Annotated in this window: 20 protein-coding genes; 13 read left to right on the top strand and 7 right to left on the bottom strand. The window is 72.1% G+C overall.

Annotated elements, in window-relative coordinates:
• The first annotated feature begins 143 nt into the window (after window positions 1-143).
• Entirely contained in the window at window positions 144-1,442 is a 1,299-nt protein-coding gene (locus OG230_RS24320) for a C40 family peptidase (protein ID WP_328905841.1), read from the top strand.
• A 59-nt stretch (window positions 1,443-1,501) separates the two neighbouring features.
• Here OG230_RS24320 and OG230_RS24315 read toward each other — a convergent pair whose 3' ends face one another.
• The 5 genes from OG230_RS24315 to OG230_RS24295 are packed head-to-tail and all read right to left on the bottom strand — an operon-like array spanning window position 1,502 to window position 7,228.
• A complete protein-coding gene (locus OG230_RS24315; protein WP_328905840.1) occupies window positions 1,502-2,746 on the bottom strand; it encodes a styrene monooxygenase/indole monooxygenase family protein in 1,245 nt (414 codons plus the stop codon).
• 37 nt (window positions 2,747-2,783) lie between these two features.
• Window positions 2,784-3,434 (bottom strand): GTP-binding protein, encoded by a 651-nt coding sequence (locus OG230_RS24310; RefSeq protein WP_328905839.1) that lies wholly within the window; start codon window positions 3,432-3,434, stop codon window positions 2,784-2,786.
• Window positions 3,415-3,828 (bottom strand): DUF742 domain-containing protein, encoded by a 414-nt coding sequence (locus tag OG230_RS24305; RefSeq protein ID WP_328905838.1) that lies wholly within the window; start codon window positions 3,826-3,828, stop codon window positions 3,415-3,417. Before OG230_RS24305 ends, OG230_RS24310 begins: the two co-directional genes overlap by 20 nt.
• Window positions 3,825-4,304, bottom strand: a complete 480-nt coding sequence (locus OG230_RS24300; protein ID WP_328905837.1) for a roadblock/LC7 domain-containing protein — start codon at window positions 4,302-4,304, stop codon at window positions 3,825-3,827. The genes OG230_RS24305 and OG230_RS24300 overlap by 4 nt, the downstream gene beginning before the upstream one ends.
• Window positions 4,301-7,228, bottom strand: a complete 2,928-nt coding sequence (locus tag OG230_RS24295) for a sensor histidine kinase (RefSeq protein WP_328905836.1) — start codon at window positions 7,226-7,228, stop codon at window positions 4,301-4,303. The genes OG230_RS24300 and OG230_RS24295 overlap by 4 nt, the downstream gene beginning before the upstream one ends.
• A 362-nt stretch (window positions 7,229-7,590) precedes the next feature.
• Here OG230_RS24295 and OG230_RS24290 point away from each other — a divergent pair, with 362 nt between their 5' ends.
• A complete protein-coding gene (locus OG230_RS24290; RefSeq protein ID WP_328905835.1) occupies window positions 7,591-8,376 on the top strand; it encodes a hypothetical protein in 786 nt (261 codons plus the stop codon).
• Window positions 8,377-8,637: 261 nt separating this feature from the next.
• Here the strand turns inward: OG230_RS24290 and OG230_RS24285 are convergent, their stop codons facing one another.
• Window positions 8,638-9,135, bottom strand: coding sequence for a MarR family winged helix-turn-helix transcriptional regulator (locus OG230_RS24285; RefSeq protein WP_443051360.1), 498 nt, complete (start codon window positions 9,133-9,135; stop codon window positions 8,638-8,640).
• Between the two features lie 235 nt (window positions 9,136-9,370).
• On the opposite strand from OG230_RS24285, the gene OG230_RS24280 reads away from it, so the two are divergent.
• A complete protein-coding gene (locus tag OG230_RS24280; protein ID WP_328905833.1) occupies window positions 9,371-10,195 on the top strand; it encodes a lysozyme in 825 nt (274 codons plus the stop codon).
• Between the two features lie 220 nt (window positions 10,196-10,415).
• A complete protein-coding gene (locus tag OG230_RS24275; protein WP_328911515.1) occupies window positions 10,416-11,165 on the top strand; it encodes a polysaccharide deacetylase family protein in 750 nt (249 codons plus the stop codon).
• A gap of 118 nt (window positions 11,166-11,283) precedes the next feature.
• Here OG230_RS24275 and lon read toward each other — a convergent pair whose 3' ends face one another.
• Window positions 11,284-13,707 (bottom strand): endopeptidase La, encoded by a 2,424-nt coding sequence (gene lon, locus OG230_RS24270; RefSeq protein WP_328905832.1) that lies wholly within the window; start codon window positions 13,705-13,707, stop codon window positions 11,284-11,286.
• A 162-nt stretch (window positions 13,708-13,869) separates the two neighbouring features.
• Between lon and OG230_RS24265 the strand changes: the two genes are divergently transcribed.
• From OG230_RS24265 to OG230_RS24225, 9 genes are all read left to right on the top strand, one after another.
• Entirely contained in the window at window positions 13,870-14,454 is a 585-nt protein-coding gene (locus OG230_RS24265; RefSeq protein WP_328905831.1) for an isochorismatase family protein, read from the top strand.
• 49 nt (window positions 14,455-14,503) lie between these two features.
• Complete coding sequence (locus tag OG230_RS24260) at window positions 14,504-15,106, top strand: RNA polymerase sigma factor (RefSeq protein ID WP_328905830.1); 603 nt, start codon at window positions 14,504-14,506, stop codon at window positions 15,104-15,106.
• Window positions 15,103-16,002, top strand: a complete 900-nt coding sequence (locus tag OG230_RS24255) for a zf-HC2 domain-containing protein (RefSeq protein ID WP_328905829.1) — start codon at window positions 15,103-15,105, stop codon at window positions 16,000-16,002. The genes OG230_RS24260 and OG230_RS24255 overlap by 4 nt, the downstream gene beginning before the upstream one ends.
• Window positions 15,999-16,778, top strand: a complete 780-nt coding sequence (locus tag OG230_RS24250; protein ID WP_328905828.1) for an ABC transporter ATP-binding protein — start codon at window positions 15,999-16,001, stop codon at window positions 16,776-16,778. Before OG230_RS24255 ends, OG230_RS24250 begins: the two co-directional genes overlap by 4 nt.
• Window positions 16,775-18,097: a hypothetical protein gene (locus OG230_RS24245; protein ID WP_328905827.1), complete on the top strand. Its 1,323-nt coding sequence runs from the start codon at window positions 16,775-16,777 to the stop codon at window positions 18,095-18,097. Before OG230_RS24250 ends, OG230_RS24245 begins: the two co-directional genes overlap by 4 nt.
• Complete coding sequence (locus OG230_RS24240; RefSeq protein ID WP_328905826.1) at window positions 18,094-18,729, top strand: hypothetical protein; 636 nt, start codon at window positions 18,094-18,096, stop codon at window positions 18,727-18,729. Before OG230_RS24245 ends, OG230_RS24240 begins: the two co-directional genes overlap by 4 nt.
• A gap of 121 nt (window positions 18,730-18,850) precedes the next feature.
• A complete protein-coding gene (locus OG230_RS24235; protein WP_328905825.1) occupies window positions 18,851-19,528 on the top strand; it encodes a spermidine synthase in 678 nt (225 codons plus the stop codon).
• 232 nt (window positions 19,529-19,760) lie between these two features.
• Window positions 19,761-20,498: a response regulator transcription factor gene (locus OG230_RS24230; RefSeq protein WP_328905824.1), complete on the top strand. Its 738-nt coding sequence runs from the start codon at window positions 19,761-19,763 to the stop codon at window positions 20,496-20,498.
• The gene (locus tag OG230_RS24225; RefSeq protein WP_328905823.1) at window positions 20,495-21,571 is read left to right on the top strand and encodes a HAMP domain-containing sensor histidine kinase; all 1,077 of its coding nucleotides are present in this window, start codon (window positions 20,495-20,497) and stop codon (window positions 21,569-21,571) included. The genes OG230_RS24230 and OG230_RS24225 overlap by 4 nt, the downstream gene beginning before the upstream one ends.
• The last annotated feature ends 32 nt before the right edge of the window (window positions 21,572-21,603 follow it).

The following is a 21,603-nucleotide window of genomic DNA, read 5'->3' as shown; positions in this document are numbered from 1 at the left end:
CCGTACCTCCGTCCGGGCGAGGCACCGGCCGCCACGCCGCAGGGTGCTTGCATCACCTGACACCGCGTGACCGGATGAAGAGGATTCGGTCATTCGTGGGGTAATCCCATCGCGGGCCCCGCTCCGTCATCGGAGGTGATGTCGTGCCCCGCAGAGTTCTGCGCGCCCTCTGCACGGCGGTGCTCGCGGCGGTCGTATCGGCCTCGCCCGCGACCGCCGAGCCCGTCGACCCGAGCCCGGCACCGTCGGACGCTGCGGATGCGACGGACGCGACGGACCCGGACGATGCGGCGGACGCGGACGTCGGTGCGGACGACGCGGAAGCCGACGCGGAAACCGACACCGAGGTCGACGCGGACGGGACGACGGTCGACGCCGACGAGGCGTTCGCCGCCGAGGGCGCCGGTTCCGGGAGCGTCGCCGGACTGCTGACGAAACTCCAGACGCTCTACCGTCAGGCCGAGGAGGCCGGCGAGACGTACAACGGCACGGCGGAGGAGCTGAAGAAGCGGACCGCCGAAGCCAGGAAGCTGGCGTCCGATCTGGCCGGGGCACGGATCGCGCTCGACCGGGGCCGCGGTGACGCGGGGCGGCTGGCCCGCGAGCAGTACCAGGGCCGCTCCGACTTCTCCGCGTACATGCAACTGCTGCTGGCCCGCGATCCCTCCCGCGCCCTGGACCAGTCCCACGTCCTCCAGCGCGTGGCCGCGGGACGGGCGGCGACGGTGGAGCGGCTCGCCGGGGCCGAGAAGCGCGCGGACCTCCTCGCGGAACAGTCCCGCAAGGCACTCGACAAGCAGCAGACGCTCGCGGCCCGGCAGAAGAAGGAACGCGACCTCGTGCGCTCCCGGCTCAAGGACATCGAGGCGCTGCTCGCCTCGCTCTCCGCCGAACAGCTCGCCGGGGTCTCCCGGCTGGAGCGGGAGGGCACGGACGCGGCACAGGACAAGCTGATGGCCTCCGGGGCCCTCAGTTCGACACGGCCACCGTCCGCGCAGGGCGGGGACGCCGTGCGCTACGCGGTGCGGCAGATCGGCAAACCGTACGTGTGGGGCGCCGAGGGGCCTGCGTCCTTCGACTGCTCCGGGCTCACCTCGCAGGCCTGGGCATCGGCCGGCCGGACCATTCCGCGGACCTCGCAGGAGCAGTGGCGGCAACTGCCCAAGGTGCCGATCAGGTCGCTGCGCCCCGGCGACCTGGTGATCTACTTCCCGAAGGCGACCCATGTGGCGCTCTACATCGGCAACGGCCTGGTGGTGCAGGCACCGCGGCCGGGCACCTCGGTGAAGGTCTCGCCGATCGCCTCGAACCCGCTGCTGGGCGCGGTACGCCCGGACCCGGGCGCCGAGCCCCTGAGCACGTTCACGCCACCGGTGCTGCCGGAGGACGCCACGGACGGCGACGACACGGGGTACGCGTCGCCGGACGCCCCGGCCGAGTAGCGTCGGCGCACCGGCCGGTCTGTCACGTCGACCTGAACGACGTGACAGACCGGGCGGGGTCAGCCGGCCACGGAAGCCGAGACCTCGGCGAGGTACGCGTTCGTCCGGTCCGGCTCGAAGAAGAAGTTGTCGAAGTCCGCCGGGTCGTTGAAGCCGTTGGCGAAGCGGTCGGCGACCGGCTGGAGCTGACCGGCGGCACCGATCAGGTTCAGCACGTGCTCCGGCGGGACGCCGAGCATCGCGTTGGTCCACTTCACGACGTGCTGCGCGGTGTCCCAGTAGCGGTCGAACGTGGACTGCATCCAGTCCGCGTCGAACTCCCGGTCGCCGTGCTCGATGATCGACTCCAGGTACGCGTGGGCGCACTTGGAGGCCGAGTTGGAGCCCTGGCCGGTGATCGGGTCGTTGGCGACGACGACGTCCGCGACACCCAGGACCAGGCCGCCGCCGGGCAGCCGGCCGATCGGCTTGCGGACCGTGGGGGCGTAACGGCCCGCCAGGGTGCCGTTGGCATCGGTCAGTTCGACCTTGGTGGCGCGGGCGTACTCCCACGGAGTGAACTTCTCCATCAGCTCCAGCGTCTTGGCGAGGTGCTCGGAGGGGTCCTTGATGCCCTGGAAGGCGTCCAGCGGTCCGCCGGGTACGCCCTCCCAGAACAGGATGTCCGCGCGGCCGGACGTGGTGAGGGTCGGCATGACGAACAGCTCGCCGACGCCCGGGACCAGGTTGCAGCGGACCGCGTCGAAGTCGGGGTGCTCGGGGCGCGGGCCCATGCCGTGCACGTAGGCGACGGCCAGGGCGCGCTGCGGGGCGTCGAACGGCGAACGCGTGGCGTCCCGGCCGAACATGGAGACCAGCTCGCCCTTGCCGGCCGAGACCATCACCAGGTCGTAGGTGCGGGAGAAGTAGTCCAGGTCCGAGACGGCCGCACCGTGGATGACGAGCTGACCGCCGCGCTGCGCGAAGGTCTCCATCCAGCCGGCCATCTTCACGCGCTGGTCGACGGACTGGGCGTAGCCGTCCAGCTTGCCGACCCAGTCGATGGCGCGCGAGGAGTCCGGCGCGGCGACCGAGACGCCGAGGCCCTCGATACGCGGGGCCTGCGACTCCCAGAAGTTGAGCTGGAGGTCGCGCTCGTGCTGCAGCGCGGTGTGGAACATGCACTGCGTCGACATGACCCGGCCGGTCCGGATCTCGTCGGCCGTGCGGTTGGACATGAGGGTGACTTCGTACCCTCTGGACTGCAGTCCGAGGGCGAGCTGGAGCCCGGACTGGCCGGCTCCGACTATGAGTATCTTCCGCATCGCGGTTCTCCGTTACGTGTTCGTGCGCGTGTCAGCTTTACGCCGGGGTGGCGTCGAGAGCGTGACCCACCAGGGCCAGCAGCGACTCGACGACAGTGATCCTGTTACGCGCATCCATGATCACAACCGGCACGTGCGGGGGTACGGTCAGGGCCTCCCTGACGTCCGCCGCCTCGTAACCGGGCGTTCCCTCGAAGTGGTTGACCGCGACGATGTAGGGAAGTCCGCAGCTCTCGAAGTAGTCGAGCGCCGGGAAGCAGTCGGCGAGACGCCGGGTGTCGGCGAGCACGACGGCGCCGATCGCGCCGCGCACCAGGTCGTCCCACATGAACCAGAAGCGCTGCTGACCGGGTGTGCCGAACACGTACAGGACGAGGTCGTCGTCGAGCGTGAGGCGGCCGAAGTCCATCGCCACGGTCGTGGTGACCTTGTCGGGCGTGGCGGTGAGGTCGTCGGTCTCCTCACTGGCCTGGGTCATCAGGGCTTCGGTCTTCAGCGGGGTGATCTCGGAGACCGAACCCACGAACGTCGTCTTGCCGACGCCGAAGCCGCCCGCGACCACGATCTTCGTCGCTATCGGGGCGCGGGTGTGGTCCAGCTGCCATGCCTGCAGCGACTCCTCGGCCTGGTCCTTGGGCCCTGGCTGGCGCGGGGCGAACAGCGTCGGCTCAGAGACGGCGGAGTCCATTGAGCACCCTTTCGAGCAGTGCGCGGTCGGGCTGGCCGGTGCCGTGACCGGTTCCGTACACGCGGATCTTTCCCTGGTCGGCCAAGTCGCTGAGCAGCACGCGGACCACACCGAGCGGCATCTTCAGCAGGGCCGAGATCTCCGCGACCGTACGCATGCGGCGGCAGAGCTCGACGATGGCCTGGAGCTCCGGCATGACGCGGGACGCGAGGTTGCCGTTGGTGAGCTCGCGGCGCTCCTCGGGCGCTTCGAGCGCGGCGACGAACGTCTCGACGAGGAGGACGTGGCCGAAACGGGTGCGCCCGCCGGTGAGGGAGTACGGGCGGACCCGGGCGGGCCGTTTGTCGGCGCCTCGGACCGGAAGCCTTCGGGCGGGTTCAGCAGCGGGCGTCACTGGGCGCTCTCCATCGATTTGCGCAGTTCACTGCGGAGTTCGGGGGTGAGTACGTGTCCGGCGCGGCCGACGAAGAGCGCCATGTGGTAGGCGACGACACTCATGTCGCAGTCGGGGGTGGCGTGCACGCCGAGCAGCGAGCCGTCGCTGATCGACATGACGAAGACGCTGCCCTCGTCCATGGCGACCATCGTCTGCTTGACGCCGCCGCCGTCCATCAGCTTGGCGGCTCCCATGGTGAGGGAGCCGATGCCGGAGACGATGGTGGCGAGGTCGGCGCTGGAGCCCCGCGGGCCGGTACGCCGGTCGGCCGTCGTGGCGTTCAGATGGCCGGGGTCCGAGGAGAGCAGCATGAGTCCGTCGGACGAGACGACGGTGACCGAGTGGACCCCTGGCACCTCCTCCACCAGATTGCTCAGCAACCAGTGAAGATTCCGGGCCTCGGTGCTCAGCCCGAATGTGCTGGGCGCAGTCAACTGCGTGCCTCCTCGACTGTGTCCCCCGTCTCATCGTTTCGACCGTCGGTACGGTCGCTCCGTTCGGTGCGGCCGGTCTGCGCGGCATGGCCGGCGGCCACGGCGATCCCGGCCCCGAGCGTGTCCTCGGCGATCTCCGCCTCGACGTCCCGGCGCCCGTCCTTGGCACCCTGGTGGAAGCCACCGAGCCGGCGGCGCAGGGCGTCCTTGTCCACGCCGCCCTTGCGCTCGACGACGGGGGCGCCCGCGGGCTTGACGACCTTGGGGGTGCGCTTGGGCAGCCCCTTGTCCGTGACGACGGCCTGCTCCTCGCCCTGCGGCTGCCGCGGCCCGGGAAGGGCGTCCGCGGCGGGTGCGGGGGGAGGCGCGGGTGCCGGTTCGGGGGCCGTGAACGGTGCCGGTTCGGGTGCCGCGGGGCGTTCCGGGGCGGGCGCGGAGTCGTTGTCGGTGACGCGCTCGTGGCGGTCGGGGCCGATGGCGTACGGGTCGGGCATCTCCGGCGGCGCCGGGAGCCTGACCTGCATCGTGGTCTCGGCCTCGGACTCGACGGCGACCGGCCGGGGCTCGGGCATCTCCGGTTCGGCGGCGGGCTCCGCGACCGGGGCCGGCGCGGGGGCCTGGTCCGTCGCGGGGTCCGGAAGCGTCACGGCCGGTACGGCGCCCGTCTCCCGGATGGTCTGCTCGGCCGCCGCGATCAGCGGGTCGCCGGGCAGCTCGCCCGACCGCTGGGGCAGGGCGTTGGAGTTGGCCTCGGCCACGGATCCCGGCAGGTTCAGCGTGGGCGCGTCCCCCGCCTTGTGCACGGGCGGCGGCGAGGAGGCGGGCGGCGCCTTCGGGAGCAGGGCCTGCGGCAGGACGACGACCGCCGTCACCCCGCTGCCCTTCTGCTCCCGCAGCTGCACCCGTACGCCGTGGCGCGCGGCCAGCAGCGAGGTCACCTGGAGGCCGAGCCCGGCGCCGTCGGCGCTCTGCTCCCCGGCCTCGAACGAAGCCGGGTCGGCCAGCCTGGCGTTGAGCTCGCCCATCCGGACCGCCGACATGCCGATGCCCTCGTCCTGCACGGAGAGCATCACCTCGCCGGTCTCCAGCAGCCAGCCGGAGAGCTCGACATGGGAGTCGGGCGGCGAGAAGGAGGTCGCGTTCTCCAGGAGTTCGGCGACCAGGTGGCTGAGGTCGTCCGCGGCGAAGCCGGCGATCTGGGCGTGCGGCGGCAGGGACTGGATCGTCACCCGCTCGTAGCGCTCGATCTCGCTGACGGCGGCGCGCAGGACGTCGACGAGCGGGATCGGCCCCGCGTGGCCGTGACCGTGCTCGGCGCCCGCGAGGACCAGCATGTTCTCGCTGTGGCGGCGCATGACGGTGGCCATGTGGTCGAGCTTGAAGAGGGTGCTGAGGCGCTCGGGGTCCTGCTCGCGCTCCTCCAGGCTCTCGATGACGCCGAGCTGGCGTTCGACCAGCCCGAGCGTACGCAGCGAGAGGTTGACGAAGGTGTGGTGGACCGTGTTCTTCAGCCGCTCCAGCTGGGCGGTGAGATCGGCCGCGTGGACCTGGAGTTCGGCCCGCTGGACGGTGAGCGCCTCGCGGCCGGCGATCAGCTCGCCACGCTCGCTCCGGAGCGTCTCCACCTGTCCGTTGAACGTGTGGTGCAGCCCGTACAGCTTGCCGTGCAGGGCGTTGATGGACCGGACGACCTGGGCGAACTCGTCGTTGCGGCCGGTGTAGCGGATGGCTTCCGCGGTCTCGGGCTCCCCCGCGAGCCTGGCGGCGCCGATCCGCAGGACGGCGAGCGGCTGGGTGAGGGTGCGGGCGACGGCGGTGGAGACGCCCACGACGATCAGGAAGCAGCCGCCGAGCAGGGCGAGCCGCAGTTCGAGTGCGGTGACGTCGTCGTCGCGGAGCTGCTCCAGGCGCTGGACCTGGGCGGTGCCGAGCGCCGATTCGACGCCGCGCATCCGGTCGATGCGGGCGGAGAGGGCGGCTGCGACCTTCTTGCGGTCGGCCCTCTGGTCGGTGTCGGACAGCTCGGGCCGGTCGGTCAGCCGGGCGAGGTACTTCTCCGCGTTGTTGACCTCGGGTCCGGTGACGGTGGAGGCGAGTTTGTCGCGGGCGACCGGGTTCGCGGCCTGGTCGAAGTCGGCGAGCGAGGCGAGTTCGCGGACGCGTGTCTGCTGGGCGGCGGCGCTGAGCTCGTCGCGGTGGCGGTCGTCCTCGCCGGCGCCCTCGTCCTGGATCTGCACCGGCAGACCGGTGAAGGGGTCGGTCTGCGTGACGGGCTCGCTGCGCGGTACGGCGAGAGCGGCGAGGAGCAGCCCCCGCGTGGCCGACGCCTGCTCGACGGCGCCGCCGAGTGCGAGCGGCGCGCGGGTGGACTCCGAAGCGCGCGGCGGGGTCTTGCCGGCCAGCTCCTCGGCGAGCCCGTGGAGCTTCGAGATGACCTCGGAGTACGCCTGGTGGGCGTCCAGGGCCGAGCCCTTGCCGGAGAGCGCGTCGCGGCGCAGCGAGGGGATCGTGGAGAGGTCCCGGCGCAGGGCCGCGGGGGCGGCGGCGCGGATCTCGTCCACCTGCTGGTCGACCCGGGCGGAGAGGGCGGCCCGGGCCTCGTCGGCGCCTTCGGCCTTCTCGTCGCGGCCGGCCGCGATGTGGGCGGTGACGTCGTCGCGCTCATCGGCGAGGGAGTGGGCGAGCGTGATGGCCTGCTGGTTCAGCTCGGCGAGGGTGACCAGCTGCTGGGACTCGTTGAGGTCGGCCGAGGCGGCGAGGGCCGCGGGGGCGCCCGCCGCGAGGACGGTGATACCGACGACGGCGACACCCGCGACCAGCCGACTGCGTACCTTCACGGTCCGCTTGTCGGCGCCCGGAGCCGGAGGGGTCGCCCCGGAACCGTCGCGCGTGCTGCCCTTGCTCCGAGGCCGCTTCTTCTGCACCGGTGCTCGCAATCTTGACTCGTCCACCCATGAAGCAGAGGTGACATACGGTCACATGAACAGGCGCCCACCCCTGGTACGGCTTCTGACCATTCCAGTGCTTTTGAGAGGGGGGCGCGCATCAACCGCTCCGCCACTCGAACGAGTGAACATCACTCCGGAGTTGGCGAACAAGTCTCCCCTGGGGCCCCCTCGGGCATGCACGGCCCACCGGGTGGAAGTTCCGCCCAGGCTTTGGCAGGATGCCCGCCCGCACCCTCCACGGAGCGTTTCCTTCCGCTCGCCGGGCCCGGCTGACCTGCTGGTACGGGCCAACGTCCGGTTCGTGCAGGGCTCGTGAAGGCGTCGTGCAGACTGATCGGATGCGCATGGAACTCGCGACCGAACCCGGCAGCAGGGAACGCCCCAACGAGGACTGGGTGTCCGCCACCCTCCCCGCGTCCGGCCAGGGTGGAGGGCTGGTCCTGCTCGACGGAGTGACGCCACCGCAGGGTGACGACGGTTGTGTGCACTCGGTCCCCTGGTTCACCGCCCGGCTCGGCGGCTCGCTGGCCGAACTGTCCTGTTCGCGGAGAGATCTGACGCTGACGGAGGTCCTCGCCGAGTCCATCCGGCGCACCGCCGACACGCATCGTTTCCAGTGTGACCTTTCTCACGCAAGGACGCCTCAGGCAACCGTGGTGCTCACCCGCTGGGACGAACACGAGATCGAATATCTGGTGCTCTCCGACTCCGCGCTGCTCCTGGAGTCGCCCGACGGGGCGGTCCGCGCGGTCCTCGACGACCGGCTGGACCGGCTGCCGCCCGGCTCCCTCGCCTCCGAGGCGATCGCCGACGCCCGCGTCCGGAACAAGGAGGGCGGCTTCTTCACGGCCGCCGCCGACCCCGGCGTGGCCTCCCGCGCCGTGACCGGCCGGGTGCCGCGCGCGGAGGTACGGTCGCTGGCCGCGCTGACGGACGGGGCGAGCCGCTGGACGGAGAAGTTCCGGGAAGGCGACTGGACGGCCACTCTGGGGCTGCTGCGGAAGGCGGGGCCCCAGGGGCTGATCGACCGGGTGCGGGAGCTGGAGCGGGCGGACACGGAGCGCACGTACCTGCGCCGGAGCAAGACCCACGACGACGCGACGGCGGCCTTCCTCGAGTTCTAGGGTCTTTCGTTTGGATCAGGCCGGATCAGGGAGCGGGGTCCGGTGCGGGCAGCTGCAAGGCGGAGGAGAGAGTCGACGCGGAGCGTCGGCGACCGACGACAACGCCGGAGGGGGCCCCTCCCTGCTCGAGCGAAGCCGAGAGCTCGGGGGAGCGCGCGCCAGGGCACGCGAGCCCGGCATGATCCAAACGAGAGGCCCTAGGTGGTGTCCGCAGCGTCTCGTCCGGCCCCTGGGTCCTGTGGAGTGCCGCCCGGGCGCCCGTCAGTCCTCGGCCCGCTCGTTCAAGTGGTGCAGCAGCCGCGCCAGTTCGGCCACCTCCGTGCGGTCCCAGTCGGCGAGCTTGCGCACGTAGCGCTCACGGCGGGCGTCGCGGACGCTGCGGAAGCGGGCGAGGCCCTCGCCGGTGAGGTGGACGAGCCAGGCGCGGCCGTCGGCCGGATCGGGTTCGCGGGCCACCAGGCCGAGCGTCTCCAGGGCCCGCAGCTGGCGGCTCATGGTCGCCTTGCCGACGCCGATGTACGCGGCGAGATCGGTGGCCCGCTGCGGGCCCGCCGACTCCAGCCGTACGAGGAGGCCGTAGGCGGCGGATTCCAGGTCTGGGTGCACCTCACGGGCCATCTCCCCGGAGTTGGCCCGCGCCCGGCGCAGGAAGACGGCCAACTCCCGCTCCAGAGAGAGGAACTCGTGGTCCACACCACTCCCGGCGACTGCGCCGGGTTCACTCCCGCTTTCACTCCCGTGCACGTCAGCACCCCTCATACGCTTTCCTGCCGATGAAAGTTTCTTTCGCCGCCGGTCATCGCCGCAGCTCCGCCAGTATTTCGCAGGCGTAGACCAACGGCAGCTCCCAGGCCCTCTTCCGCCGCACGGGTCTACGTGCGTAGCTTCATAGGTGCCATCGGTGGCATGTCCACACCATGGCAGTTCTCCAGGGGTGTCCCGCACGTGCCTCTGGGTCGGCAGTTCCCCCCACCGAGGCCCCGGAGGCACTCACATGCCCGTGCACAGATCCGGTACGTCACGCCGCTCGCGCTTCGCCGCGGCAGGAGCCCTCCTCGCAGCGCTTTCCCTCCTCCTCACCCTGCCCGGCGCGGCCACCGCCGCCGAGACCCCCGCCCGCGGTACGGCCAGGATGGGCCAGGGCGTCATCGCCCACGACGGCCAGGGCGGCCTCCCCCGCGACACCCGCGCCGTCCAGACCGAGGGCGTGGACGTCAGCAGCCATCAGGGCAACGTCGCCTGGTCGACCCTCTGGAACAGCGGCGTGAAGTGGGCCTACGCCAAGGCCACCGAGGGGACGTACTACAAGAACCCCTACTTCGCGCAGCAGTACAACGGCTCCTACAACGTCGGCATGATCCGCGGGGCGTACCACTTCGCCACCCCGGACACGACCAGCGGCGCGACCCAGGCCAACTACTTCGTGGACAACGGGGGCGGCTGGTCGCGGGACGGCAGGACGCTGCCGGGCGTGCTCGACATCGAGTGGAATCCGTACGGCGCGCAGTGCTTCGGCAAGACCCAGGCCGGGATGGTCTCCTGGATCCGCGACTTCGTGAACACCTACAAGGCGCGCACCGGACGCGACGCGGTGATCTACACCGCGACCAGCTGGTGGCAGACCTGCACGGGCAACAACTCCAGCTTCGGCGCCACCAACCCGCTCTGGGTGGCCCGTTACAACACGACCGTGGGTGAACTCCCGGCCGGCTGGGGCTACTACACGATATGGCAGTACACGTCGTCCGGCCCGACGGTCGGCGACCACAACCACTTCAACGGCGCCCTCGACCGCGTCCAGGCGCTCGCGAACGGCTGACCTCCCCACCGCTTCGCAGAGCGGGCCCCGGCGACGAGCACCCGTCGCCGGGGCCTTCGTCGTACCGGACCAAAACCCGCCCGACCTGGCCTTTCGTCCTGCACGGCCACCATCACGGCCCTCTATACACCGCATGTATACACACTATGTATAGTCCTCGGCGTGCCGCACAGCCCGTGCGGTCGGCCTTGAGGAGTGAACTGCTGTGCCCAGAAAGACGATGTCGTCCGGTGTCGGGTTGGCTGCCGCTCTCGTGACCGCGCTCACATTCGCGCTCAGCGGCTGCTCGATGGAGACCACGGCGCCCGGTTCGGCGCGTCAGGACGCCGCGGCCGACGCCAAGGGGTCGTTCGGCCAGGTCGACTGCCGCAAGGCGAAGTGCATAGCGCTGACCTTCGACGCGGGCCCGGCCGAGGACACCCCGCGGCTCCTGGACATCCTCAAGGAGAAGAAGGTGCCCGCCACCTTCTTCCTGCTCGGCGAGAAGCACGTGCTCAAGCACCCGGACACCGTGCGCCGGATCGAGGCCGAGGGGCACGAGGTGGCCAACCACACCTGGTCGCACGAGGTCCTGACCGACCGGGAGCCCGCCGAGATACGGGCCGAGCTGGAGAAGACGCAGGACGCCATCGTGGCGATCACCGGCAAGAAGCCGCGGCTGATGCGACCGCCGCAGGGGCGCACCGACGACACGGTGTCCAGGATCTGCAAGGAGCTGGGGCTGTCGCAGATCCTGTGGAGCGCGACGGCGAAGGACTACTCCACGAACGACTCGGCGCTGATCAGGAAGCGGATACTCGACCAGGCCGGCAAGGACGGCGTGATCCTTCTGCACGACATCTACAAGGGCACCGTGCCCGCGGTGCCGGGCATCATCGACACACTGAAGAAGCGCGGCTACACCTTCGTGACGGTCCCCCAGCTGATGGCCCCGGCGGAGCCGGTTCCGGGCACGGTCTACCGGCCGTAGGACGTGCCCGCCCGGGTTCGGGGCGCGCCCACGCGGAACGGCCCGCCCTCCCCACCGGGGAGAACGGGCCGTCCGTACCGGCCGTGCACGTCACGCCACGCCCGTCACCGCGTGGCACTCACGCCGCGGCCGGGACCCTCTGCTCCCGGAGCCCGGCCGAGGCCGGGGCGAGAGCGATCTCCAGCACCTGGCGGACGTCCGTCACGGGGTGCACGTCGAGGCCGTCGAGGACCTCGGCCGGGACGTCGTCCAGGTCGGCCTCGTTCCGCTTGGGAATCACCACGGTGGTGATCCCCGCACGGTGCGCGGCCAGCAGCTTCTGCTTCAGCCCGCCGATCGGCAGCACCCGCCCGGTCAGCGACACCTCACCGGTCATCGCCACGTCCGTACGAACCAGTCTGCCGGACAGCAGCGAGGCAAGCGCGGTCGTCATGGTGATGCCGGCACTCGGACCGTCCTTGGGCACCGCACCCGCCGGGAAGTGGATGTGCACGCCGCGGTCCTTCAGGTCCGCGACAGGCAGCTCCAGCTCCGCGCCGTGCGACCGCAGGAAGCTCAGCGCGATCTGCGCGGACTCCTTCATGACGTCGCCGAGCTGACCGGTCAGGGTCAGTCCGGACGCGCCGGTCTCCGGGTCGGCCAGCGACGCCTCGACGAACAGCACGTCGCCGCCCGCGCCGGTCACCGCGAGCCCGGTGGCCACGCCCGGCACCGCGGTGCGGCGCTCGGCCGGGTCCTGCGCGGACTCCGGAACGTGGTGCGGGCGTCCGATGAGGCCCCGCAGGTCCTCGTCGGTGACGGTGAACGGCAGCTCGCGGTCGCCCAGTTCGTGCTGGGCCGCGACCTTGCGGAGCAGCCGGGCCACGCCCCGCTCCAGATTGCGGACGCCGGCCTCGCGGGTGTACTCGCCGGCCAGCTTGCGCAGCGCGGACTCGTCGAGCGTGACCTCGTCCTTCTCCAGACCGGCCCGTTCCAGCTGGCGCGGGAGCAGGTGGTCGCGGGCGATGACGACCTTCTCGTCCTCGGTGTACCCGTCGAGCCTGACCAGCTCCATGCGGTCGAGCAGGGCCTCCGGGATGGCGTCGAGGACATTGGCCGTCGCCAGGAAGACGACGTCGCTGAGGTCGAGTTCGACCTCCAGGTAGTGGTCGCGGAAGGTGTGGTTCTGCGCCGGGTCGAGGACCTCCAGGAGGGCGGCGGCCGGGTCGCCCCGGAAGTCCGAGCCGACCTTGTCGATCTCGTCGAGCAGGACGACCGGGTTCATGGAACCGGCCTCCTTGATGGCCCGGACGATGCGACCGGGCAGGGCGCCCACGTACGTACGCCGGTGGCCCCGGATCTCCGCCTCGTCCCGGACACCGCCGAGCGCGACACGGACGAACTTGCGGCCCATGGCGTGCGCGACGGATTCCCCGAGCGAGGTCTTGCCGACGCCCGGCGGACCCACCAGCGCCAGCACGGCGCCACCGCGCCGGCCGCCGACGACGCCCAGCCCCCGGTCGGCGCGCCGCTTGCGCACCGCCAGGTACTCGGTGATCCGCTCCTTCACGTCCTGGAGGCCCGCGTGCTCGGCGTCGAGGATGCGCTGGGCGCCCGGGATGTCGTAGGCGTCCTCGGTCCGCTCGGTCCACGGCAGTTCGAGGACGGTGTCGAGCCAGGTCCTGATCCAGGAGCCCTCGGGGCTCTGGTCGGAGGAGCGCTCCAGCTTCTCGACCTCCTTGAGCGCGGCCTCACGGACGTGCTCGGGAAGTTCGGCGGCCTCGACGCGCGCCCGGTAGTCGTCGGACTCGTCCTCCGGATCGCCGTTGAGCTCCGACAGCTCCTTGCGTACGGCGTCGAGCTGGCGCCGCAGCAGGAACTCGCGCTGCTGCTTGTCGACGCCTTCCTGGACGTCCTTGGCGATGGACTCGGCCACGTCCTGCTCGGCGAGGTGCTCACCGAGCCACTGGATGGCGAGCTTCAGCCGGGCGACCGCGTCGGCGGTCTCCAGGAGCTGCACCTTCTGGGCCGTGGTCAGGAACGGCGAGTAACCGGAGTTGTCGGCGAGCGCGGAGATGTCCTCGATCTGCTGCACCCGGTCCACGACCTGCCAGGCACCGCGCTTCTTCAGCCAGCTGGTCGCGAGGGCCTTGTACTCCTTGACCAGTTCCACGGCGGAGCCGGGCAGCGGGTCCGGGACGAGCACGTCGACCCTGGTCCCCTCCACCCACAGCGCTCCGCCGGGCCCACTGGTCCCGGCACCGATCCGCACCCGGTCACGGGCCCGGATGAGCGCACCCGGGTCTCCGTCCGAGAGCCGGCCGACCTGCTCGACGGTGCCGAGGACGCCGGTCCCCGTGTAGGTCCCGTCGATACGCGGGACGAGCAGCACCTCGGGCTTGCCGCCATCGGCGCGCGCGGCGGCCTGGGCGGCCTCCACGGCAGCCCGTACCTCCGTGTCCGACAGATCCAGCGGCACCACCATTCCGGGCAGCACTACCTCGTCGTCGAGCGGCAGCACAGGCAGATCGATCGGTGTGAACGCCTTGGACTCCGTAGCCATGATCTCCCCTTCGGCAGTCAAGTTGAGCTATGTGGACTCAATGCTCCTGAGCCACCGAATGTTCCCCAGGCCCTGTTCGCTCTCAGCGATCACCCGTCGGGGCCGGCCCCACGGCTCGAAATCACGTGGAGGGCGTCGGAGTGGGGTCGCCATGATGACGTCATGACCTCTTCCGGTATTCCCCTCCAGGCCCTCCTCGTGGTGGACGTGCAGTCCACCTCCGTCACCGGCGACCGAGCCGTCCCCGGGGCCGCCCTGCTCCTGGACCGGACGGCCGGACTGATCGCGCGGGCCCGGCAGAGCGGGGCGCTCGTCGTGCACATCCAGAACGACGGGCCGGCCGGAGCGGGCGACGAGCCCCACACCCCCGGCTGGGAGCTCCACTTCCCGGTCGGGGAGGGCCCCGGCGAGGCCGTCGTCCGCAAGTCCCGGGACGACGGATTCGAGGAAACCCCGCTGGGCGGCCTGTTGGCCGGCCACGGAGTGCGGGGACTCGCCGTCTGCGGCCTGATGTCCGAGATGTGCGTCCAGGCCACGGCACGCGGGGCCCTGGCACGCGGTTATCGCGTCGTCCTCCCGTACGACGCCCACGCGACGCACGACATTCCGGCGGCGCCCGGAATCAGCGAGGAGATCCCGGCCGCCACGGCCTCGCGCGTCGCAGCCTGGGCCATCAGCAACGAGGCCGAGGTCACCGCGCGCGCCGCCGACGTCGTGTTCGCGGCCCTGTCCCCGCGTTCGCACTGAATCTCCCGGCCGGTGAACCGGACACGTCCCGGCCGTCGATAGAGGAGATGTGAGGCTGCTGCGCCCCTCGGGGGCCGAGGGGAACGATGAGGACGCCGCGCTGCTGCGCGCCGTCGCTCAAGGGGACGCGAGCGCCCTGGCGACGCTGTACGACCGGCACGCCGGCTGGCTCCACGCCCGGCTGAGCCGGCGGTGCGGGGACGCGGAGACCGTACGGGAGGTACTGCAGGACACCTTCGTGACGGCCTGGCAGTCCGCCGGATCGCACCAGGGCGCGCGGGTCGGCGGCTGGCTGTGGGTGATCGCGGCCCGCCGGCTGGTGGACGCGCAGCGGGCGGGGGCACGAGCGGCTCGGTCCGGTGACACCGGCTGGGGCGCCGTCGCGCCCTCCCCCGCGCCCTCGGCCGAGGAACGCGTGCTGGCCGGACTGGAGTACGGCGACCTGGGCACCGCCCTCGACCGGATCTCCCCGGAGCTGCGGGAGGTGCTGCGGGCCACGGTCATCGACGGCCTGACGACGCGCGAGACCGCCCGGCTGCTCGGCATACCGGAGGGCACGGTCAAGACGCGGGCCATGCGCGCCCGACGTGAACTGCGCGCAGCCCTGGACCTGTTGGCCTCGGACCACGATCCGCTGGGAGGTACGGCATGAGGCGTACGCATGCGTGGCACGTGGACGAGGAGCTGGCCGCCGGGTACGCGGCGGGCACGGCCGCGGAGACGGACGCCTGGTCGCTGGAGAAGCACGTCGAGGCGTGCGGAAGCTGTGCGGCACGGGTGTCGTCGGCGGTCGGGAGCCGGGACGGCATGGGGGCGGTCCTGGCGGACATCCGGGCCGGCGTGCTGGCGGCGGCCCCTCGGCGGGCGCCCACCCCCCGCCCGTGGCACGTCACGCGCGGGCTCCGCGTCCGGCCCGGTTCCCGGGCGGCCCGCGTGCTCTGGGCCGCCGGGCCGGCCCTGCGCGGGCCCTGGCTGACGGCGCTCGTCCTGGTCGCCACGGGCGCCCTCGCCCTGGCGTACGGGGCGGGGCTCGGCGGGGCGGTCCGGCCCTTGCTCCTCGTCGTCGCGCCGGTGCTGCCGCTCGCCGGGGTGTTCGTCTCGTACGGGCGGCATGCCGACCCCCTGCACGAGATCGCCGCCGCCACCCCGTCGGGCGGCCTGAGGCTGCTCCTGACCAGGACCGCCGCGGTCCTCGGGGCGAGCATCCCGGCCCTGACGCTCGTCGGGGCCGCGCTGCCCGAGGCGGCGGGCGGGCCCGGCGCCGTGGCGTGGCTGCTGCCCGGACTGGCGCTGACACTCGCGGCCCTCGCCCTCGGTTCGTACGTCGGCTGCCGGGCGGGCGCCGCGACCGTCGCCGCCTGCTGGGCCTTCGCCGTCGCCCTTCCCACCGTCTATGCCTCACCCCAGGGGGCTTCCACTCCGGCCGCCGAAGCCGCCCCGTACTTCACCGGGCCCGGCGTCCAGGGCGGCTGGGCCGCCGGAGCCGTGGCGTGTGCGGCCCTTCTCGCCGTACGCCGTAGATCCTTCGACCATCTGGAGACGTCGTGAACGCAAGGGTCACCGGACTGACCGTCCGGCATCGCAGGAAGACCGCGCTCGACGCCGTCGACCTCGACTTCGCGACGGGGGTGCACGGCCTCCTCGGGCCGAACGGCGCGGGCAAGACCTCGCTGATCCGCGTACTGGCGACCGTGGCTCCACCCGCCGGGGGGCGGGTGGAGCTGCTGGGCCACGACGTCGGGGACGCGTCCCGGCACCGCGACCGTGCGGCGGTCCGGCGCAGGCTCGGCTATCTGCCGCAGGAGTTCGGCTACTACCCGGGCTTCACGGTCCGCGAATTCGTCGGGTACGTCGCCTGGCTCAAGGAGATGGACGGCGCGGTCACCACCGGCGCCGTCGAACGCGCCGTGGACCGCGTCGGCCTGGCGGACCGGATCGACGCCAAGGTGAAGACCCTGTCGGGCGGCATGATCCGCCGGGTCGGCATCGCGCAGGCGATCGTCAACGAACCGGAGCTGCTGCTGCTCGACGAGCCGACGGCCGGCCTCGATCCGGAGCAGCGGGTCGAATTCCGTGCGCTGCTGAAGGAGTTGGGGAACACGACCACCGTGATCGTCTCCACCCACCTGGTCGAGGACGTCGCCGCCGCGTGCACCGATGTGACGCTGATCGAGGCGGGCCGGGTCGCCTACCGGGGCACGACCGCCGAGCTCGTCGGGCTGGGCGACGAGGCGGTGGGGACGGGCGGCCCCGACGCCAGTCCCGTCGAGCGCGGCTACACGGCGGCGCTGCGTGCCCACCGGTCGGCGGTGCCCGCCCGATGACGGACGTACTGGGCCCACCGGACGGCACCCGGCACCGGCCGGACGGCCGCCCGGCGCGGGCCGCACTGACCGCGGAGTTCCGGCGGGGGTTCGCCCCCTGGACGGGGCCCGCCGTCGCTCTCACTCTCCTCGTGACCATGGCCGCCAAGGCGGGCAGCTGGCAGGGGGACTGGGCCGAGACCCAGAGCCTGCTGCACTCCGGCGCGACCCTGCTCGCCGGCCCGCTCACGGCCGCCGCCGGCTGCTGGCAGGGCGGTCGCGAGCACCGCCGCCGGACGGACGGCCTGTGGCTGTCGGTCCCGCGCAGCCGGCTGACGCGGCTGGTGACGGCCGCCGCGCCCATCGCCGTGTGGGCGGTCGCCGGGTATCTCGTCGCCCTGGCCGTGACGTTCGCGGCGACCTGGCCGTACACCGGCGCGGGCGGCCCCTCGCTCACGCTCGCCCTCGCGGATGCCTGCTTCCTGGTGTGCGCGGCGTTCCTGGGCTTCGTGGCGGGTCGGGTGTGCCGGTGGCGGCTGACCGCGCCGGTCGTCGCGGCGGTCACGTACATCTCCCTGGGCGCTCCTACCTACCTCTCCTCCGACGTCCGGTTCCTGGCCCCCGCGGAGACCCCGACCGGGATCCCCGTGTGGTGGTTCGGGCCCGTCATGGCGGCCTGGCTCGGCGGGCTCACCCTCGCCCTGGTGCTGGGGTACGCGGCCCGGCGCCGGTTCCTCGCCGTCGTGCCGCTCGTGGTGGCCGCGTCGGTGGCGCCGCTGATCGTGCATACCGGCCCCGGCCTGTTCCGGACCGACCCGGCGGCGACCCGGCTGGTGTGCGGGGACACCACCCCCCAGATCTGCCTGAGCGGGCTGGACGAGCCCTTGCTGCCCCATGCCTCGGAGGCGCTGGCCGGGATGTTCTCCCGCCTGGAGGGGGTGCCGGGCGCGCCGGTCCGGTACGTGGACCCGGCCGTCAGCCCGGGCGGCGGTGAGTCGGCGCTGCCGTCGTTGACCCGCGGGTGGACCGTCGTACGCAACGAGATCCTCCGCCCCGACGACTACGCCACCGACACCGTGTTCAACCTGATGGCCCGCGACTGCCCGGACCGGATGTACGACGAGGACGCGCCGAGCGCAGCCCGGCTGTGGGCCACCGACCAGGCCGTTCTGAGCTGGCTGGTCCCCGGGGCCGAGGAGGGCCCCCGAGCGGAGGAGCCCTCGCATCCGGCCTATCTGGCCCGTCTCACCGCCATGCCCGACGCCGACCGCAGGATCTGGCTCGGCCGCTATCTGGCCTCGCGCCACGGCTGTGACCCGAGGAAGGTCCCGCTCCTGTGACCGCTCCCGCGCGCCGCTCCGTACGCGCCCCCGCCCTCCCCGTCCTCTATCTCCGCTCCCGCGCCCTGCCGCTCACCGCCGCCGCCCTGACCGGCATCGTCCTGCTCGCGGCCTGGGCCGCGGACTGGCTGGAGGACCGGCCGTACTTCGACCACTCCGCGCGTGTCCCCGTCCTGGTCCTCGCCCCGCTGCTCGCGTCCGCCGCCATCGGCACCGGCACGTACGCGCACACCGAGGAGTTGGACCGGACCGCCGTGCGCCGGTGGTGGCCGCGCCGGCTGTTCCATCTGCTGGCCCTGACCGCTCTCGCCGCGGGCGCTCTCGCGCTGGCCGTACCGGGACATCCGGAGGAGTTCGGCGCCCCCGGGATGGTCCGCAACGTGCTGGGTGCGACCGGGCTCACCGCAGCCGCCGCCGCCCTGCTCGGGGCCCGTCTGAGCTGGCTGCCGATGACGGTCTACGGCGGCGCGGTCTACCTCGCGGCGCCCCGCGCCCCGGGCGGCGCGGCGGCGTTCTGGGCGTGGCCGATGCAGCCGGGGCCGCAGCCGGCTGCGTGGGCCGTCGCCCTGAGCGTGTACGCGGCGGGGGCGGCGCTCCTCGTGGTGCGCGGCGCGCGACCGGAGCCCGGCTGAGCGCGAGCGTGCTCCGGTGCCCCTCCCCGCCGGCACCCAAATCTGCTGGCACCGGGCGGTCCGGCGGGCCAGGATGGTTCGTCGAACCGACCGTCACCACCGGAGACCGGAGAGCCACGTCATGTCCGCCAGCCTCGCCCCCGTCACCATCGACCGCCGCGAAGGACCGTTCGGCGAGGTCGTCCTGCGTGAGCGTGGGGACGACTTCGAGATCATCGCCAACGGCTGCTTCCTGATGGACACCTCCGACGGACGGTCCGAGCGGCTGCTGATCGACGCGGCCCTCGCGGCGCTGCCCGCAGGACGCGTCGCTCCGGCCGTGCTCATCGGCGGTCTCGGCGTCGGCTTCTCGCTCGTCCGGGCGGCCGAGGAGGCCCGCTGGGGGCGGATCGTCGTCGTGGAGCGGGAACAGGCCATCGTCGACTGGCACCGGGAAGGACCGCTGGACCGGATCTCCGGCCCGGCACTTGCCGATCCGCGGACCGAGATCGCGCACACGGACCTGGTCGAGCACCTGCGTACGACCACGGAGCGTTACGACGCGTTGTGTCTGGACATCGACAACGGCCCCGACTGGACCGTCACGGAGGACAACGGAAGCCTCTATTCCGCAGCCGGCCTGACGGCCTGCCGGAAGCGTCTCACGACGGGCGGAGTGCTCGCCGTCTGGTCCGCGCAGCCCTCCCCCACCTTCGAACAAGCGTTGCGGAATGCCGGATTCAGCGCAGTACGCACGGAAGAAGTAGCCGTTGCCCGAGGTGTGCCGGACGTGGTCCATCTCGCATTGCGGACCGACTGACCCCCCACCCGGTATACACATCGCCCTTATGTCAAGGGCCAAGCCCCACAAGGCCGACGATCCACCCTCCCCGAGGGGTGGAACCGGCCGGACGGGACAACACCCTGCGTAGCCGTGGACCGTCCGCTGCCTTTACGCTGCTGACCGGCACATGGGATCACCCACGAAATTCACAAGCGAAGACCGTGCCTCCGGGGGAATGGCTCCCGCGAGAACGGGCAGGGGCGGGGCGATGGAACAGACACACACCACCCACAACGGCGTCGCGGCCACCCCGGGCGCGCAGCGCCGGGTCCTGGTGGTCGAGGACGACTCCACGATCGTGGACGCCATTGCCGCGAGACTCCGCGCCGAGGGCTTCCTCGTGCAGACCGCGCTCGACGGCCCCGCGGCCGTGGACGCGGCCGAGGCATGGCAGCCCGATCTGATGGTGCTCGACATCATGCTCCCCGGCTTCGACGGTCTGGAGGTCTGCCGCCGCGTGCAGGCCCAGCGCCCGGTGCCGGTCCTGATGCTGACGGCGCGCGACGACGAGACCGACATGCTGGTCGGGCTCGGCGTCGGCGCCGACGACTACATGACCAAGCCCTTCTCCATGCGCGAGCTGGCGGCCCGGGTGCACGTCCTGCTGCGCCGGGTCGAGCGTGCGGCGCTCGCCGCGGTGACCCCGCGGAGCGGCATCCTGCGCCTCGGGGAGCTGGAGATCGACCACGCGCAGCGCCGGGTCCGGGTGCGGGCGGACGACGTCCACCTCACGCCGACCGAGTTCGACCTGCTGGTCTGCCTGGCCAACACGCCGCGTGCGGTGCTCTCCCGTGAGCAGCTGTTGGCCGAGGTCTGGGACTGGGCGGACGCCTCCGGCACCCGTACCGTCGACAGCCACATCAAGGCCCTGCGCCGGAAGATCGGCGCCGAGCGGATCCGTACCGTCCACGGCGTCGGCTACGCCCTGGAGACCCCCGCGCCATGAACGGGCCCGGCTGCAGACTGAGGCCGTTCTCGATCAAGGCCAAGCTGGGCACGCTGGTCGTGATCTCGGTGTTCATCACCACAGGGCTGCTGATCGTGGCCCTGCGGACACGGACCGAGTTCCGGTTCATCACGGTGTTCTCCGTGATCGCGACCCTGCTGATCACCCAGTTCGTGGCGCACGGCCTGACCGCGCCGCTGGACGAGATGAGAGCCGTGGCCCGGTCCATCTCGCACGGCGACTACACGACGCGGGTGAGCGGGGCCGGGCGCCGGGACGAGCTGGGCGACCTGGCGCAGACGATCAACCGCATGGCGGACGATCTGGAGGCCGAGGACCGGCACCGCAAGGAACTGGTCGCCAACGTCTCCCATGAACTGCGCACCCCCATCGCGGCACTGAGAGCCGTGCTGGAGAACGTCGTCGACGGGGTGTCCGCGGCCGATCCCGAGACGATGCGTACGGCGCTGAAGCAGACGGAGCGGCTGGGCAGGCTCGTGGAGACCCTGCTGGACCTCTCCCGGCTCGACAACGGGGTGGTGGCCCTGAAGGCCCGCCGCTTCGAGGTGTGGCCGTACCTCTCGGGGGTGCTGAAGGAGGCAAACCTCGCGGCGTCGCAGCGCAGCCTCTCCTCCGGTTCCGGCAACCACTCCCGCCTCGACGTCCATCTGCATCTCGACGTGTCGCCGCCCGAGCTGACGGCGCACGCCGACGCGGAACGCCTGCACCAGGTGGTCGCCAACCTCATCGACAACGCGGTCAAGCACAGCCCGCCGCACGGCCGGGTCACCGTGCTGGCGCGGCGCGGGCAGCACCCCGAGTCGCTGGAGCTGGAGGTCGTCGACGAGGGCCCCGGTATCCCGGAGGCCGAGCGCCACCGGGTCTTCGAGCGGTTCAACCGCGGCCAGGCCCCGTCCCCGCACGGTCCGGGCAGCGACGGCGGTACGGGGCTGGGCCTGGCGATCGCGCGCTGGGCGGTGGAGCTGCACGGTGGCCGCATCGGAGTGGCCGAATCCTCACGCGGCTGCCGGATACAGGTCACTCTTCCGGGAGTCCGTCAGCCGCGAGGTTGACATAGAGTTCGAACCGGAAGGGCACGTTCTGC

The organism is Streptomyces sp. NBC_00234, assembly GCF_036195325.1.
Taxonomy (GTDB): Bacteria; Actinomycetota; Actinomycetes; order Streptomycetales; family Streptomycetaceae; genus Streptomyces.
This window is presented reverse-complemented; position numbering and strand designations above follow the sequence as displayed.

Bases quoted from the DNA above. Each gene is read 5' to 3' on its own strand.
- OG230_RS24310 (WP_328905839.1), bottom strand. From the start codon at position 3,434: ATGGACTCCGCCGTCTCTGAGCCGACGCTGTTCGCCCCGCGCCAGCCA.
- OG230_RS24225 (WP_328905823.1), top strand. From the start codon at position 20,495: ATGAACGGGCCCGGCTGCAGACTGAGGCCGTTCTCGATCAAGGCCAAG.
- OG230_RS24245 (WP_328905827.1), top strand. From the start codon at position 16,775: ATGACGGACGTACTGGGCCCACCGGACGGCACCCGGCACCGGCCGGAC.
- OG230_RS24315 (WP_328905840.1), bottom strand. From the start codon at position 2,746: ATGCGGAAGATACTCATAGTCGGAGCCGGCCAGTCCGGGCTCCAGCTC.
- OG230_RS24265 (WP_328905831.1), top strand. From the start codon at position 13,870: ATGACCTCTTCCGGTATTCCCCTCCAGGCCCTCCTCGTGGTGGACGTG.
- OG230_RS24235 (WP_328905825.1), top strand. From the start codon at position 18,851: ATGTCCGCCAGCCTCGCCCCCGTCACCATCGACCGCCGCGAAGGACCG.
- OG230_RS24230 (WP_328905824.1), top strand. From the start codon at position 19,761: ATGGAACAGACACACACCACCCACAACGGCGTCGCGGCCACCCCGGGC.
- OG230_RS24280 (WP_328905833.1), top strand. From the start codon at position 9,371: ATGCCCGTGCACAGATCCGGTACGTCACGCCGCTCGCGCTTCGCCGCG.
- OG230_RS24290 (WP_328905835.1), top strand. From the start codon at position 7,591: ATGCGCATGGAACTCGCGACCGAACCCGGCAGCAGGGAACGCCCCAAC.
- lon (WP_328905832.1), bottom strand. From the start codon at position 13,707: ATGGCTACGGAGTCCAAGGCGTTCACACCGATCGATCTGCCTGTGCTG.
- OG230_RS24275 (WP_328911515.1), top strand. From the start codon at position 10,416: ATGTCGTCCGGTGTCGGGTTGGCTGCCGCTCTCGTGACCGCGCTCACA.
- OG230_RS24255 (WP_328905829.1), top strand. From the start codon at position 15,103: ATGAGGCGTACGCATGCGTGGCACGTGGACGAGGAGCTGGCCGCCGGG.
- OG230_RS24285 (WP_443051360.1), bottom strand. From the start codon at position 9,135: ATGAGGGGTGCTGACGTGCACGGGAGTGAAAGCGGGAGTGAACCCGGC.